This is a genomic window from Streptosporangium sp. LJ11 (genome assembly GCF_051918945.1).
Taxonomy (GTDB): domain Bacteria; phylum Actinomycetota; class Actinomycetes; order Streptosporangiales; family Streptosporangiaceae; genus Streptosporangium.
In genome coordinates this window covers 97,633-112,867 of record NZ_JBPXMB010000025.1, presented here as the reverse complement: position 1 = coordinate 112,867, position 15,235 = coordinate 97,633, and the positions used below count along the sequence as shown (strand labels likewise).

10 protein-coding genes are annotated in these 15,235 nt (G+C 73.2%); 6 read left to right on the top strand and 4 right to left on the bottom strand.

Annotation, left to right across the window (positions count from 1 at the left end; all coding sequences use genetic code 11):
* Positions 1 to 211: 211 nt before the first annotated feature.
* Complete coding sequence (locus ACTOQ3_RS32300) at positions 212 to 1,804, top strand: glycosyltransferase (RefSeq protein ID WP_440087232.1); 1,593 nt, start codon at positions 212 to 214, stop codon at positions 1,802 to 1,804.
* A gap of 295 nt (positions 1,805 to 2,099) precedes the next feature.
* Positions 2,100 to 2,897: an SAM-dependent methyltransferase gene (locus ACTOQ3_RS32295; RefSeq protein WP_440087231.1), complete on the top strand. Its 798-nt coding sequence runs from the start codon at positions 2,100 to 2,102 to the stop codon at positions 2,895 to 2,897.
* On the opposite strand, the gene ACTOQ3_RS32290 is transcribed toward ACTOQ3_RS32295, so the two are convergent.
* Positions 2,881 to 4,659, bottom strand: a complete 1,779-nt coding sequence (locus ACTOQ3_RS32290) for a glycosyltransferase (protein WP_440087230.1) — start codon at positions 4,657 to 4,659, stop codon at positions 2,881 to 2,883. The two genes, ACTOQ3_RS32295 and ACTOQ3_RS32290, sit on opposite strands and share 17 nt — an antisense overlap.
* Positions 4,660 to 5,099: 440 nt before the next feature.
* On the opposite strand from ACTOQ3_RS32290, the gene ACTOQ3_RS32285 reads away from it, so the two are divergent.
* From ACTOQ3_RS32285 to ACTOQ3_RS32270, 4 genes are read left to right on the top strand one after another with little or no spacing between them, the layout of a single operon-like run.
* Positions 5,100 to 5,570, top strand: a complete 471-nt coding sequence (locus ACTOQ3_RS32285; protein ID WP_440087229.1) for a hypothetical protein — start codon at positions 5,100 to 5,102, stop codon at positions 5,568 to 5,570.
* On the top strand, positions 5,567 to 7,288 hold the full coding sequence (locus ACTOQ3_RS32280; RefSeq protein ID WP_440087228.1) for a glycosyltransferase: 1,722 nt from the start codon (positions 5,567 to 5,569) through the stop codon (positions 7,286 to 7,288). Before ACTOQ3_RS32285 ends, ACTOQ3_RS32280 begins: the two co-directional genes overlap by 4 nt.
* Positions 7,288 to 9,210, top strand: coding sequence for a glycosyltransferase (locus ACTOQ3_RS32275; protein WP_440087227.1), 1,923 nt, complete (start codon positions 7,288 to 7,290; stop codon positions 9,208 to 9,210). The genes ACTOQ3_RS32280 and ACTOQ3_RS32275 overlap by 1 nt, the downstream gene beginning before the upstream one ends.
* Positions 9,207 to 11,069: a glycosyltransferase gene (locus ACTOQ3_RS32270; protein ID WP_440087226.1), complete on the top strand. Its 1,863-nt coding sequence runs from the start codon at positions 9,207 to 9,209 to the stop codon at positions 11,067 to 11,069. Before ACTOQ3_RS32275 ends, ACTOQ3_RS32270 begins: the two co-directional genes overlap by 4 nt.
* 167 nt (positions 11,070 to 11,236) lie before the next feature.
* Here the strand turns inward: ACTOQ3_RS32270 and ACTOQ3_RS32265 are convergent, their stop codons facing one another.
* The 3 genes from ACTOQ3_RS32265 to lysA form a co-directional block, all read right to left on the bottom strand.
* Entirely contained in the window at positions 11,237 to 12,085 is an 849-nt protein-coding gene (locus ACTOQ3_RS32265; protein WP_440087225.1) for a polysaccharide deacetylase family protein, read from the bottom strand.
* A gap of 227 nt (positions 12,086 to 12,312) precedes the next feature.
* Positions 12,313 to 13,605 carry a homoserine dehydrogenase gene (locus ACTOQ3_RS32260; protein ID WP_362679840.1) on the bottom strand — a complete coding sequence of 431 codons (1,293 nt, stop codon included), beginning with the start codon at positions 13,603 to 13,605 and terminating at the stop codon, positions 12,313 to 12,315.
* Positions 13,606 to 13,683: 78 nt separating this feature from the next.
* Complete coding sequence (lysA, locus tag ACTOQ3_RS32255; protein WP_440087224.1) at positions 13,684 to 15,066, bottom strand: diaminopimelate decarboxylase; 1,383 nt, start codon at positions 15,064 to 15,066, stop codon at positions 13,684 to 13,686.
* Positions 15,067 to 15,235 lie beyond the last annotated feature (169 nt).

The following is a 15,235-nucleotide window of genomic DNA, read 5'->3' as shown; positions in this document are numbered from 1 at the left end:
GCTCCTCACCGCGCGCGGCCGGTCCGTGCGCGTGCTACCTGCGGTATTGGAAAACGAGTCTACGGGCAACACGTTCGGCTCTGGGATGCGTTGTCCACCAAATGGACAAGCCGGGCGTCCTGTCTCCAGGGAACTCTAAGGATCGACCGGTATGGTCTGCGGGGCTTGACAGAGCTTGACAGACGGGGAACACGACAAGGGGTGTCACATCATGACGGGCGGCACGGCGGCGGACCTGCCACCGATCCGGCACAACGACTACTCGCCCCTGGACCCGCCCGCACTCGGCGAGTGGGATCCGGAGCTCCCGGTGAGCGTGATCATTCCGGCCCACGGCGGGCAGCACAGGCTCGACCTCACCCTCGCCGCGCTGGCCGCGCAGACCTACCCGGACCACCTCATGGAGGTGATCGTGGTCGACGACGGCAGCGAACCGCCGTTGCGGCTGCCGGAGATCGCCCCGGGTGGCACCAGGATCGTGACCGCCGGCTCCTCCGGCTGGGGCATCGCCCACGCGGTGAACACCGGCGCCGCCCTCGCCGAGGGGCGGATCATCCAGCGTCTCGACGCCGACATGGTCGTCTGCCGCGAGCACATCGAGGCACTGGCCCGATGGCACCACCTGGCCGGGTACCTGGTCACGATCGGCGCGAAGAAGTTCGTCGAGGAGCCGTCGCTGACGGCCGCGCAGGTGCACGAGGGCGTGCGGGCGGGCTCGCTGGGCTCCCTCTTCGACCTGTCGGGCGCCCTGCCCAGCTCCACCGAGCAGACGATCTCCCGCACCGACGGCCTGCGGGCCAGCCGCAACCCCTACCACGTGTGCACGGGGCCGACGGTGTCGATGCGGCGCGAGATCTTCCACGCCGTGGGCGGGGTGGATCCCGGTGTGCTGCGGGGCGAGGACACCGAGTTCGCCTACCGGCTGGCCGCGCACGGCGTGGTCTTCGTCCCCGACATGGCCGCCCAGGCCGTCCATCTGGGGCTTCCCGCCCAGCGCCGCGACCCGCAGCGGGCGGTGCGCGTCGTCGCCCCCTACCTGGCCCACCGGGTGCCGCTCCGCCGTGACCTGCGCAGGGACCGGGGACGCCACTGGCTGGTCCCGTACGTGGAGGTGGCGCTCCACGTCGACGGGCCCGAGGAGCGGGTACGCGAGGCGGTGGGCGCCGCGCTCGACGGGTCGTTCGGCGACGTGATCGTCACCCTGGTCGCCCCGTGGTCGAAACTGTCCGGGGACCGCCGGCCGGTGCTGGACGACCCCCTGTTCGACCTGCGGCTGCTGCGCGAGCACTTCGCCCACGACGAGCGGGTGCGGTTCGCCGACGAGGTCTCCGCCACCCCCGCCCCGATCCCGTTCCGCTACACGGGCCCGGTCTCGGTCCCGCTGGGACGCGACACGCTGGAGCGGATGATCCGCGTGATGCAGGACGACCGCGCGGGCATGCTCGTCGTCGGGCTCGGCGGCGACGGCGAGGCGACGCTGGAGCGGACCGAGGCGCTGGGCCGGGCGAGGCTGCTCGGCGCGGACGACGTCGCCGCGTCGATCGAGACCACCCACGGCGTGCGGCGTGGCGACCGGCCGGAGTTCTGGCCGGCCGGGCCCACGTCCCCGGCCTCCACTCCGCCCCCCGCCCGGGTTCCGGCCTCGCCCGGGGCCAAGGCCCAGGGGCGGGAGGCCGCGAGGCCCGCGGCGGAGCGGGTCCCCGAACAGGAGCAGCGGCGCCAGGAGGAGAAGCGGGGGGAAGGGAGGCGCCAGGAGGGGCGCGACTCCCTCCTCGGCAGGCTCCGCACCGCCCTCAGGAACTGAGCGGCGGCCCAGTGGCGTCCGGGTGCCCGGGGACGGTCAAGGCCGGCCGGCGCCGCCGGCGAGCCGGAGGCCGGGCGCACGGCGCGAGCCGGGGCCGGACACGCGCTTCGCGAGACAGAGGCCGGGCGCATGCCGCCGGCCGGGGCCGGACGCGCGCCGCGCGAGGGAGGCCGGGGGGCGGCGCGAGGGGAGGCCGGCCATGACGCGATCTCGCTCGTCCGTTAAGGGCTTCCCCAATGTTATGAGTGGCTACGATCTATGCAATTCTGAAAATTTCATTACCTGGGAGCGGCACGTGGCCGACCAGATACCCAAGGGTGTCCAGACGCATATTCCCAACGTCGCGCGCATGTACGACTACTACCTGGGAGGCAAGGACAACTTTCCGGCGGACCGGCAGGCCGCGGAGAGGGCCCTGGAGATCGTCCCCGAGATGCGGCAGGGTGCCCGCGCCAATCGCGCGTTCCTGGGCCGGACGGTCGGTTTCCTCGCCGAGTCGGGGATCGACCAGTTCCTCGACCTCGGCGCCGGACTGCCCACCCGGAACAACGTGCACCAGGTCGCTCCCGGCGCCCGGGTCGTCTACGTCGACAACGACCCGACCGTCCTGGTCCACGGCAGGGCGATCCTCGGCAAGAACGAGAACGTGACCATCGTCGAGGGGGACGTCCGCCGGCCCGGGGAGATCCTGGAGCACCCGGACGTGCGCGCGGCGATCGACTTCGACCGGCCTGTCGGGATCCTCCTGGTGGCGATCATGCATTTCGTCCCCGACGCGGACGACCCCCTGGGCATCATCGCCACCCTGCGCCGGGCCATGGCCCCCGGCAGCCACCTCGTCCTGTCCCACGTCGCGACCGACGTCCGCCCGAAGGCCGCGGACGAGGTGGCCCAGGTCTACGACCGGGCCTCCGCCCCCTTCGTCACCCGTACCGGCAAGGAGATCGTCCGCCTGTTCGACGGTTTCGACATGGTCGAGCCCGGCATCGTCAACCTGCCCGAATGGCGGCCGGCGCCCGGCACCGCCGTGCCCTACCGGGGGATCGGCTCCTACTTCCTGGGGGGCGTCGGCGTCGTCAGCGACGGCGGGTGATGACCCGCCTCACCGAGGACAGCAGCCCGTACTGGACGACCTTCCTGGCGGCGGCCAGTTCCCTTCGCAGGGTGCCGACCTCGCGCCGCAGCTCGACCGTGCTCCTGCGCCAGCGGCCCGCCTCGTCGCGCCACTTGGCCACCTGCTCGCGGAGCCGCTCCGTCTCCTTGGTGAGACGGGCCACCTCGGCCGCCGCCTCGGCCCTGGCGCGGTAGGCGCCGCGACGGCCGGTGAGGACACCGGCCTCGGGCGCGAACCCGTAGGTCTCGCCGTCCACCCAGATCACGCCGAAGGTGTCGTCCACGGCGTCGTCGAGATCCTCCCCCTCCTCCAGCACGATCGCGGCGCGCGCGAACGCGGCGGCACGTTCCAGCCGCGCCCTGACGACCGTCCTCCCCGGGCCCGCGCCCGCCGCGCCCGCCGTGTCCGCCGCGCCGTCCGCGCCGCCGTCCCCACCGGCCGCGTCGTCCTCCTCGGCCAGCAGCACCGAGACCAGACCGTACCCCTCGTCCCTCGCCAGGTCGAGCAGGCGGGCCAGGGTGTCCTCGCCGGGCACCCATCCGGCGGGCAGCCGCAGACGGTACGGGACCGCCCAGGCGGGGCCCGGCGCGGCGGAGCCGTCGGTCCGGTCGGGGGGGACGGCCGGGACGGCGGAGGCCGCGGAGACCTCGTCGGCGAAGCGGACCCTGGGCTCGTGGGCGTAGTGGCCGCGGATCAGCACCAGGTCCAGGTCGGGGTTCTTCAGGGGAGCGCGCCCCTCGGCGCCGACGCGGTCCCACGGCCCCGTGAGGGTGACCGCGACGTCGGGCAGGGTGCCGGCGAGCACGGCGTCGACGGTGGCGCGGACCTCGTCGTAGGTGTAGCCCTTCCCCGGCCGCCCCGCGGGCTCGACGACCACCTCCACGTACGGCACCTTCCACTGCCGGGCCGGGTGGGAGCGGAGCCAGCGGTAGGACGGGATCCGGTCGGCCACGAAGGCGTGGCTGACCCGGTCGATCGGGGCCTTGTCGCGCATGCGCATCGTCGGGCCCAGGTGGAAGGCGCGCGACAGCGGCTCGGGCACGAAGACGGCGCCCGCCTGGGCGAGCCGGTAGCCCATCTCGGTGTCCTGGCCGAGGATCAGGTCGGTGTCCATCGGCCCCGCGGCGGCGAGCAGCGCGGCGTTGACCGAGGTCGCGCCGCCGACGTGCAGGCTGAACGCGCGGTGCGGGTTGGCGGTGAGGCCGTCGGTGCGCTCGACCAGGTCGACCAGCCAGGCGTGCGGCTCGGCGGGCTCGAAGAGCTTGGCCAGGTCGTCGGCGGCGGCGACCACCTCGGGGGCCGGCAGCCCGGCCGGGGTGAAGCGCAGGTAGCCGGTCACCACGAGGTACGGGGCGGCGTGGTGCCAGCGCATGTGCGCCTCGACCGACCGGCGGTCCAGGACCACGTCGGAGTCGAGCCAGTGGATCACGTCGCCGGTGGCGGCCGCCAGCCCGGCGTTGCGGGCGTGGGCGCGGCCGGGGACCGGGCAGACGATCAGGCGGGTGTCCGCGGGGCACAGGGCCGGCAGGCGCAGCGGCGGGCTGCTGCCGTTGTCGACCACGACGACCTCGGTCAGCGCGGCCGGGTAGGTCTGCGCGGCCAGCCCGGCGAGCGCCAGGTCGAGTTTCTCCTGGTCGCCGTACGCGGGAACGACGACGCTGACCCGGAGCGAGGGGGTCCAGGAGCCCAGGGCGGGCGGCGTGAGGCTCCGGTAGTCGTTACCGGCGATCCGTGCTGTCATGGCGCTTCCAGGATCGGGCTCGGACGGGGGCCGCGCCACCGGTTCGGCGCGACGCGCGGGAAACGGGCCGGGGAGAGCCGCCGGGTGTGCTCGGTGCCGGCCGGGCGGCGAGAACCGTGGGCGCCGCGGCCCCCGTGGACCCCGGGGGCGCGCGTCCCCGGCACCGGCCGCGGGAGGCTCACCGGGGTGGCGGGAGGGGGCGGGGGAAGGGCGGTCGGCTGCGCGGGCACGAGCGAAGGATAGCGAGGTGAGAAGATCCCTTCTCGCCGCACATCACACTTGACATCGAGGATCACCACCGAACACTCACAGCTGTCACACAGGTCACAGGAACCTTCGAATTTCCTATTTATCGACGTATCTGCACTTGAGAAGCCGATAACCTCATTTACCACCCACAAGGACAGGTAAAGACAGAGCGGCACGGAAGGTAAGCGCGGATGCCCACGCCCCGAAAACTGACGCTTCTGGCGGCGATCCTCGGCCCGGTGTTCCTGATCGCGCTGACGCTGCTCGCGAGCACCGGGATCATCTCGGTCACGGCGGCCATCGTGCTCGGCGCGATCGCGACGGTACTCGCCGTCCAGGTGCTGGCGGTCGCGACCGTACGCAGGGTCGACGGCAAGGCCCAGCGGATCGACGCCCGGGTCAAGCGCTACGAGGCGGAGCTGGCCACGGTCAAGACGGCCACCCAGCGGCTGGACCGGCGGCTGGACGAGATCGTCGAGCTGCTCAAGGATCACGAGCGCAAGCGGGACGAGGACCTGCAGGCGATCCTGGTCTCCCTGGGCGAGGACCGCCTGGCCTCCGTACCCCGGCGCCAGGAGATCGAAGAGATCGTCCACGACCTGCTGCCGCGCCTGGCCGCGGAGGAGGCCGGGACCGAACGGGCCGCGGAGGAGAGAGCGTGACCGGAACCGGCTTCGCCACCTCCGGCGCCGCCCCGTCCGCCCGCCCGCGCGACGACCGGGCCGATCGGGGAGACCGGGCCGGCCGCGCCGCTGTCCCGCGCGCCAGGATCAGGCACAACGACTACGGGTCGCTTCTCCCGCCCGACCTGGGCGGATGGGAGCCCCGGCTCAGGGTGAGCGTGGTGATCCCGGCGCACGACTGCCAGGAGGCCCTGGAGCGCACGCTCGCCGGGCTGGCCGCGCAGACCTACCCCGCGCACCTCATGGAGGTGGTCGTCGCCGACGACGGCAGTGACCCGCCGTTGCGCGTCCCCGAGATCACCCCGGCCAACACCAGGCTCGTCCGGGTGCCCGACGGCCGGTGGGGACGCGGCTGGGCCCGCCAGACCGGCGCCGCCGCGGCGGCGGGCGACATCCTGCACTGGGTCGACTCCGACATGATCCTCGACAGGGATCACGTCGAGGCGCACATGCGCTGGCACCATCTCGCCCCCTACGCCGTCGTGATGGGCGACGTCCGCTTCACCCCCGGCGGGACCGGCCCCTCCGCCGGGGAGGTCTTCTCCGCGGTGGAGGCCGGGGACGCGGAGAAGCTGTTCAACGAGTCCGCACCGCACGAGTGGCGGGCCGGGGTGCTGGAGGAGACCCGGTGGCTGCGGGACGCGGGCGCCGGGGCCTACCGGCTCCACTCGGGCGCCACCACCTCGGTCCCCGTGGCGCTGCTGCGCTCGGTCGGCGGGGTGAACACCACGCTGAACATGGGTGAGGACACCGATCTCGGCTTTCGCCTCGCGCAGGCGGGCGCGGTCTTCGTCCCCGACCCGCGGGCCCGCGCCTGGCACCTCGGGCCGTCCACGGTCATGATCCGGGAGAAGGAGGTGCACCGGCACAACTGGTCGGTGCTGCCCGACCTCATCCCCGACCTGCGCTGGCTGCGCACCCACCCGCGCAGGGCCTGGCTGGTGCCGTACGTGCACGTCGTCGTCGACGCCCGCGGCGCCTCCTACGAGGACGTGCGGGCGAGTGTGGACTCCGCGCTCGCGGGCACCCTCGTCGACGTCGCCGTCACCGTGGTCGGGCCCTGGTCGGACCTTCCCCCCGGACGCCGCCCCTCCCTCGACGAGCCGCTGCTCGACCTGCGCCTGGTGCGCAACCTGTACGTCCACGAGCCGCGCGTCTCCTTCACCGAGGAGGTGCCCGCGGGCTCCGCTCCCGCGCCGTTCAGGCTCACCTTCCCCGCCGGGTGGGCGCTCGGCGCCGACAGCCTGGCCGAGCTGGTCAAACTCGCCGAGCGTGAGGAGTACGGGCTGCTGAGCGCCGCGCTCGACGAGGGGGCCTCCGGGGTCAGGGCGGCCAGGTTCGAGCGCACCGCCGCCTTCGCCAGGGCGGCACTGGTGAACGGCGATCCCGGCGACGACCCCGGAGCCGACCTCGACGATGTCGTCCACGAGATGTTCGGCTCGCTCTGGGTGAGCGCCGCGGAGGTCGGCGTGACGACCGCCGACGAGGCGGAGCCCGTCGCCGGGGACACCGCGAAGTGGCGGGCCGACTCCGCGCGCTGGAAGCGCGAGGCGGAGGGCCTGAAGGACGAGGTGGAGAGCTTGCGCGCCGAGACGGAACGGCTGCGGGCGGAGGCCGCGCGCCTGGCGGCCGAGCGGCGGCGCGGCCCGCTGGGAAGGATCACTTCCATGGCCAGGCGTCGGGGGAGGACCGGCTGATGTCCTTTCTGATCGAGCTGGTCCGCGCCGCCCTGGAGCGGAGCGGCAAGCGACGCGTCCTCGTCTACTGCGCGGGCTTCGAGACGCTCGGCGAGCTGGAGCCGTACGGGGCGATGGACCTCGACGGCGACCTCGACGGCATCCCGCGCGCCGAGGAGGGCGCCGCGGAGATCCTGGTGCTCGCCCGCACGGCGACCGACGTCCGCAGGGCCGCGAGCCTGCAGTCGCTGCTGCCCATGGCCCCCCGGGTCGTGGTCGCCGTGCGGGAGACGCCGCACTGGTACACCGCGCCGGTGATCTCCCCCACCCCCGCCCACCGCTGGCGCGCTCTCGTGGAGCTCCGCGTCCACCAGCCGAAACAGCACGCCTGGGTGGTCGAGGCGAGCTTCTCCAAGCCGGTGCCGGCGGGTCGGACGCTCGCCGCGGCCGCGAGGGCGTTCGGCGGGCACCGGATGGACGCCGTCGCCGGGCCCGTCGCCGGCCTGGCGGGGCCGGGAGCGGCCCACTGGCGCCCCGGCGACCCGAACGCGGCCCCGGCCCCCCTGACGGGGCCCGTCCCCGACAGGTTCGGCGCCCGGGGCGCCGACCTGGTCGTGCGGACGGTCGGTGAGGAGCCGCCGCCGTGGACCGGCGCGGAGACCTCGATCGACCGCCCGGCCGCCGGGCTGATGACCTGGGAGAGGCTCGGCCGTCCCGGGGGCGGCAGGATCCTGGAGAACGGCCTGGGCGACCTGTCCGAGCCCTGGACCATCCCCCCCGTCGACGACCGTTCGGTCAACCCCATGAACTTCGTCACCGTGCCGTCCCTCGGCACGGCCGATCTGTCCGCCGAGTCCGGCCGCTGGACGATCACCTGCGAGGGCAGGACGCTCACCTCCTTCGACGCCTCCGGCCGCGTCACGGACGTGGACGTCAACCGGATCAGGCAGGTCAGAGCGGTACAGGTGGACTGGCGGCGCAGCCACACCGGCCCGGCCGCCGCGCTGCGGGTCGTCACGGGACTGGCGGCGGCCGGGGTGCCCCTGGTCTCCGAGGCCGTACCGCGCTGGGCGGGCGCCCTCGGCCCCGAGCTGGCCAGGCTGATCACCTCGGTCGGCGGGCCCGCGCTCAAGGACGACCTGGAGCGCGAGGAGCACAGCATCCGGCTGCGCCGCGAGGCGCTGCGCCTCCACGGGGTCCGCGCCCGCTGGGAGCAGCTGGGCGCCCCCGCGGCGCCCGTGCCGACGGTCTCGGTGCTGCTCGTCACCCGCCGCCCGGACATGGTGGGCTTCGCGCTGGAGCAGCTGTCCAGGCAGCGCGGCGCCGAGTTCGAGGTGATCCTCGCCCTGCACGGCGTCCCCGCGACGCATCCCGGCGTGGCCGGGGCCCTGGCGTCCTTCGAGCGGCCGGTCACCGTGGTCGAGGCCGACGGCGGGACCGTTTTCGGGACCGTGCTGAACCAGGCCGCGGCCAGGGCGTCGGGGTCGTTCCTGCTGAAGATGGACGACGACGACTGGTACGGGCCCGACTTCATCTCCGATCTGCTGCTGGCCCACTCCTACTCGGGCGCCCAGGTCGTGGGCATGGTCCCCGAGTTCGTCTATCTCGCCTCGATCGGGGTGACCGTCCACCGCGAGCAGATCACCGAGCAGATCACCAACTTCATCGCCGGGGGCACCATCTTCTCCGAACGCTCCGCCTTCGAGGCCGTGGGCGGCTTCCGTCCGATGCCCGGCACGATCGACGCCCAGTTCCAGCACGCCGTGCAGGCCGCGGGCGGGCAGATCTACCGGACCCAGGGTCTGGGCTACATCCTGCGGCGTGGAAACGTCGCCAACCACACCTGGCGCGAGCCGATCGGCACGTTCCTGCGGCGCAACAAGCGCCAGTGGCGCGGTTTCCGGCCCAGCGCGCTCATGGAACTCCCCCCGGAGGCACCGTGAGCACGTCGCGGATCCCCTCTGACGCGCCGTACGCGACGCCGGTCCCGGCCGGAGGCGGCGCGAACATCCCGCCGGTCCCGGCCGAAGGCGGCGCGAACATCCCGCCGGTCCCGGCCGGAGGCGACGTGAACATCCCGCCGGTCCCGGCCGGAGGCGACGTGAACATCCCGCGGATCCCGGGCAACGACTACGGGGTGCTGGCCGTGCCCGCCCCCGGCACGTGGGAGCCGCGCCTGACGGTGAGCGTGGTGATCCCCGCCAAGGGACGGCAGGACAGGCTCGACCTCACGCTGGCCGCGCTCGCCGCCCAGACCTACCCCTCCCACCTCCTAGAGGTGATCGTCGTGGACGACGGCAGCTCGCCCCCGCTGCGACTCCCCGAGATCGTCCCGGAACACACCCGGATCGTCGGCGACGCCTCCGGCCGCCGGGGCATCGCCCGGGCCGTGGAGACCGGTACGGCCGTCGCGGACGGCCAGGTGATCCACCGGATGGACGCCGACATCGTCTCCTACCGTGAGCACGTCGAGGCGCACATGCGCTGGCACCACCTGGCCGGCTACCTGGTGGTGATGGGGACGCTGCGCTTCACCGCGATGGCCGGCATCCCGCCCTCCCCCGCCGAGGTCCAGATCGCCGTCGCCAAGGACAGGGCGGGTCTCCTCTTCGAGGAGGATCCCGAGCACGGGCACGACTGGATCGGCGAGCTCGTCGCCGCCCACCGCGACTTCCGCGACGCGCCCAGCTCCTTGCTGCACCGCGTCCACGTGGGCGCGACGGTCTCGCTGCCGGCCGCCCTGCTGAGGGAGACGGGAGGGCTGGACACCTCCCTGGCCCTCGGCGAGGACACCGAGCTGGGCTACCGGCTCACCCAGACGGGCGCGGTGTTCGTCCCCGACGCCGAGGCGCTGAGCTGGCATCTGGGCACGACGACGGCCATGCGCAGGCCCGCGGACGTCAGGCGGCACAACGACCCGTTCATCGCCGACCGGATCCCGTACCGTCGCCACCTGCGCACCGACGCGGGCCGGCAGTGGCTGGTCCCCTACGTCGACGTCGTGGTGGACGCCGGGGGCGCCTCCTTCGAGGACGTCAGGGCGAGCGTCGACGGGGCGCTGGCCAGCACCCTGCCCGACGTGCACGTCACCCTGACCGGGCCGTGGGCGTCACTGGCCGGCGAGCGCCCGGCACCGCTGGACGACCCGCTGCTCGACCTGCGGCTGCTGCGCGGCCAGTACGCCCACGACGGCCGCGTCTCCTTCGCCGAGCGGGTCCCCTCGACCTCGGCGCCCGCGCCGTTCCGCCTGGTCTGCCCGGCCGGGTGGGTACCGGGGGCGGACTCGCTGGCCAGGCTGATCGAGCAGGCGGAGAAGGACGACGAGGGCCTGCTGCTCGTGGCGCTGGACGAGGACGAGTCGGGAGTGCTGGCCGCCCGCCTGGAGCGGACCTCCGCCGTCGCGAGGGCGACGCGCGTGCTCCGCGAGGGCGAGCGGCTCGACGACGTGATCGCCGACCTGCACGGGGCGACCTGGCTGGACGCGGAGTCGTGGAAGATGCGGCCCGCCGCCCGTGCCTACCCCTACTGGGCCGTGAACCGCAACCGGGAGGCCGCGCGCTGGAAGGCCGCGGCCGAGTCGCGCGCGCGGGAGGCCGAGCGGGCCCAGCGGCAGGTCGCCGCACTCAAGGCCGAGCTGAAGGAGCTGCGCGCCAAGGCCGCCAAGGGCAGCCGCGACACCGTCAGGTGGAAGGAGAAGGCCGAGCAGCGCCGCCTGGAGGCCGTCGCCCTGCGCCAGGCCCAGCAGCGCTCCCTGCTCGCCCGCGCCGCCCGCCGCCTCCGCAGACTCACCGAGGGCTCCTGACGCCCTGCCGCCACGCCCTGCCGCCACGCCCTGCCGCCACGCCCTGCCGCCACGCCCTGCCGCCACGCCCTGCCGCCACGCCCTGCCGCCACGCCCTGCCGCCACGCCCTGCCGCCACGCCCTGCCGCCGAGGACGCCCCGGACACCGGGCGTCCTCGGCGGCCCGGTCACTCCTGCCTGGGCAGGGGGCGGTATCGGGCGCCGACGGCGCTCTGCAGGGTCCGCACGACCGTGCCGTGGGCCTTGCGGCTCACCAGCCAGTCGAGGAACTGGCCCATGAGCTCGGGAGTCGTCGAGTAGAGGCCGCAGTCGTCGCAGACGCGGTGGAACACCATCGGGACCAGCCCGCCACCGTTCTTCTCGGCGTTGAGCACCTGCTGCTTCATGTGCCGCAGCAGGGTGTCCTCGCGGATGGAGCCCGGCGTGCGGATGTCGTAGCGGTTCTTCGGGCGCAGAGTCTCACCGGCCGGACAGCCGGGGCACCCCCACTCCTTGAGCCCGCCGACCCCGCGGGCCGCGTCGTAACCACACCGCCGCGCCACCGCCATGGCGTCGGAGTCGACCGCGCCGAACGGGTAGGCGAGGGTGGCGGGCCGGTACCCCCACGCCACCAGCGTCCTGCGGTCGTCGCAGATCTGGCCCTCCTGCTCGCTGCGGGTCAGCTCGGTGAGACGCACGTGGGTCAGCGTGTGACCGCCGATCTCGTGACCCTTCCTGGCGATCCCGGCGAGCCCGCGGCGGGTCAATTTCTGCTCGCCGCCGACGGTCTCGGTGTTGACGTAGAACGTTCCACGCATGCCGCGTTTCTCCAGCATGCGGGCCACGGCGGGGTGGGAGGAGTCGCCGTCGTCGAAGGTGAGCGCGACGACCGTCCTGGCCTTCTTCGCGGGTCGCCCGGCCGCCGCGTGGGCGGCCGGGCCCAGCGCCGCCACGACGGCCAGCGCCGTGGCGAACGCCGCCGCCCGGCGAAAGACCTTCCCGGTGAGCCCTCTTTCGCGGAACGGCAAATAAAGCATGAAAACACCTTATAAGCCGATAGAGGCCACCAAATAATCTGTTACCAAATGCCCAGGAACCCGATGCCGAGCCGGCATGGCACGATCGCCGCGAGGGCCGCGACCGAGTCCCCTGACAGTGCCGGCGACGGCGGGACGCGCCCGCGTCGAACCGGCGCGGGCCGAGCAGACCAAGCAGACCGACGGGCCGACACCGAACCGGCGCGGACCGGCCCGGCCGGGCGGCGCTAGGGGGTGTCCTCGCCCTCGACGCGCATGACGCTCACCACGTCGCGGACGATGTCCAGCTCGCGCAGGCCCTCGATCGTGGCGGAGAGCGCGGCGTCGCTGGCCCGGTGGGTGACCAGCACCAGCTGGGCGTCCGCGCCGTGCCCCTCCTGCCGGACGGTCTGGATGGAGACGTCCTGCTTGGCGAACATGTCGGCGACCCTGGCGAGCACGCCGGGCTTGTCGGCGACGTCCAGGGAGACGTGGTAGCGGGTGACGGTCTCACCCATCGGGTGCACGACCAGGTCGGCGTACGTGGACTCCTCGGGCCCCCGGGTGCCCGCCAGCACGTTGCGCGCCACGGCCACGATGTCGCCCAGCACGGCGCTCGCGGTCGGGGCGCCGCCCGCGCCCGCGCCGTAGAACATGAGCTGCCCGGCGGAGCGCGCCTCGACGAACACCGCGTTGTAGGCCTCGCGGACCCCGGCCAGCGGGTGCGTCCTGGGGATCATGGCCGGATGCACCCGTACGCCGAAGGACCTGCCGTCGTCGGAACGGGCGCAGATCGCGAGCAGCTTGATGACGTATCCCATGGCCTTGGCGCTGGCCACGTCCGTCGCGGTGATCTCGGTGATGCCCTCGCGGTGCACGTCGGCGGCCGTCACCCGGCTGTGGAAGGCGATCCCGGCGAGGATCGCGGCCTTGGCCGCGGCGTCGAAGCCCTCCACGTCGGCGGTGGGGTCGGCCTCGGCGTAGCCCAGCGCCTGCGCCTCCCCGAGCGCGTCGGAGAACGAGGCCCCGCTGGAGTCCATCTGGTCGAGGATGTAGTTGGTGGTGCCGTTGACGATGCCGAGCACCCGGTGCACGTGATCTCCGGCGAGCGACTCGCGCAGCGGCCTGATCAGCGGGATGGCGCCCGCGACGGCCGCCTCGAAGTAGAGGTCGGCGTCGCCGGCCCTCGCCGCGGCGTGGACGGTCGCGCCGTCCTCGGCGAGCAGCGCCTTGTTGGCCGTGACGACCGACTTGCCGTTGTTCAGCGCGGCCAGGATGAGCGATCTGGCGGGCTCGATGCCGCCGATCACCTCGACGACGATGTCGATGTCGTCCCGGGTGACCAGGGCCTCGGCGTCCGTGGTGAGCAGGGCGGGGTCCACGTCGGCGTCCCGCCTGCGGCCCAGGCGCCGCACGGCGACCCCGGCGAGCTCCAGCGGCGCCCCGATGCGGGCGGCGAGGTCGTCGGCCTGCTCGTGCATGAGCCTGACCACCTGGGAGCCGACGACGCCGCATCCCAGCAGTGCGACTTTCAGTGCCATGCGGTCACGCCCCCTTGTCGCTCACACTGTGGACGGGTTTCTCCGCCTTACGGGCTTTCCCCGCCGCTCCGGGTCGTTTCACAGCTGTCCTCTCAGGAGGTCGTCCTCGGTCTCCCGGCGGACGATCACGCGGGACACCCCGTCCTTGACCGCGACCACGGCGGGCTTGGGGAGGTAGTTGTAGTTGTTGGCGAGCGAGCGGCAGTAGGCGCCGGTGCCCGCGACGGCGATCAGGTCGCCGGTGGCCAGGTCGGCGGGGAACCACAGGTCGCGCACGACCATGTCGCCGCTCTCGCAGTGCTTGCCGACCAGGCGGGAGAGCATCGGCCTCGCGGCGCTCTCGCGGGAGGCCAGGCGCGCGGTGTAGTCGGCCCCGTACAGGGCGGTGCGGATGTTGTCGCTCATGCCGCCGTCGACGCTGACGTAGGTGCGCAGGCCCTCGACGTCCTTGATCGTGCCGACCTCGTAGAGCGTCACCCCGGCCAGCCCGGCGATGGCCCTGCCCGGCTCGACGGTGAGCTTGGGCACCGGCAGGCCCGCGGACCTGGCCACCTTGCTGACGATCTCCCGCAGGTTGTCGGCGATCTCCTTGACGTCGGGCGCGGTGTCGCCCTCGACGTAGGGGATGCCGTAGCCGCCGCCGAGGTCCAGCTCGGGCAGCACGACGTCGTGCTCGTCCTTGATCTTGACCAGGAGGGTGGCCAGACGGGCCGCGGCCACCTCGAACCCGGCGGTGTCGGTGATCTGGGAGCCGATGTGGGAGTGCAGGCCGACGAGCTCCAGCTGGGGCAGGGCGAGAATCCGCCTGGCCGCCTCGGCCGCCGCGCCGCTGCTCAGCGAGAAGCCGAACTTCTGGTCGTCGTGGGCGGTCGCGATGAACTCGTGGGTGTGGGCCTCGACGCCCACGGTGACGCGGATCATCACCTTGGGACGCCTGCCGTGCTTGTCGGCGAGGAAGCCCAGGCGGGCGATCTCCTCGAAGGAGTCGGCCACGATGTGCCCGACCCCGGCCTCGACGGCCTTCTCCAGCTCGGCGAGCGACTTGTTGTTGCCGTGCATGGTGATCCGCTCGGGCGGGAACCCGACGCTGAGCGCGACGGCGAGCTCGCCGGCGCTGCAGACGTCGAGGCCGAGACCCTCCTGCATGATCCAGCGGGCGACCTCGCGGCACAGGAACGCCTTGCCCGCGTAATGGACCTCGCCCCCGGAGAACGCGCTCGCGTAGTCGCGGCAGCGGGAGCGGAAGTCTTCCTCGTCCACCACGTAGAGCGGGGTGCCGTGCTCCTCGACGAGGTCCCTGACATCCGCGCCGCCGATCGTGATCGAGCCGTCGGCGCGGCTCGACGTTCGCGGCCAGATGGTGGGGTCGAGCGTGTTCAGATCGGCAGGTGCGTGCGGAGGGCGCTCCTCGGGCAGCACTTCTGCATGCCGGTCACCGGCGGGGTGGGCGAATCGACTCACCCGATCGAGGCTATCGGACCCGGTGATCCCCCTGAGACGATTGCCCACCTATCGAGACGCGATCCACCTCGAACACGCGAACTTTTTACGTTATGTGCCACTTTGGCGACATATTTTAACGTCGTACGGCGGCATGATCTTCGGGAGAGACCGGAGCGAACCCGCTCCG

Bases quoted from the DNA above. Each gene is read 5' to 3' on its own strand.
- ACTOQ3_RS32290 (WP_440087230.1), bottom strand. From the start codon at position 4,659: ATGACAGCACGGATCGCCGGTAACGACTACCGGAGCCTCACGCCGCCC.
- ACTOQ3_RS32275 (WP_440087227.1), top strand. From the start codon at position 7,288: ATGTCCTTTCTGATCGAGCTGGTCCGCGCCGCCCTGGAGCGGAGCGGC.
- ACTOQ3_RS32260 (WP_362679840.1), bottom strand. From the start codon at position 13,605: ATGGCACTGAAAGTCGCACTGCTGGGATGCGGCGTCGTCGGCTCCCAG.
- ACTOQ3_RS32285 (WP_440087229.1), top strand. From the start codon at position 5,100: ATGCCCACGCCCCGAAAACTGACGCTTCTGGCGGCGATCCTCGGCCCG.
- ACTOQ3_RS32265 (WP_440087225.1), bottom strand. From the start codon at position 12,085: ATGCTTTATTTGCCGTTCCGCGAAAGAGGGCTCACCGGGAAGGTCTTT.
- ACTOQ3_RS32300 (WP_440087232.1), top strand. From the start codon at position 212: ATGACGGGCGGCACGGCGGCGGACCTGCCACCGATCCGGCACAACGAC.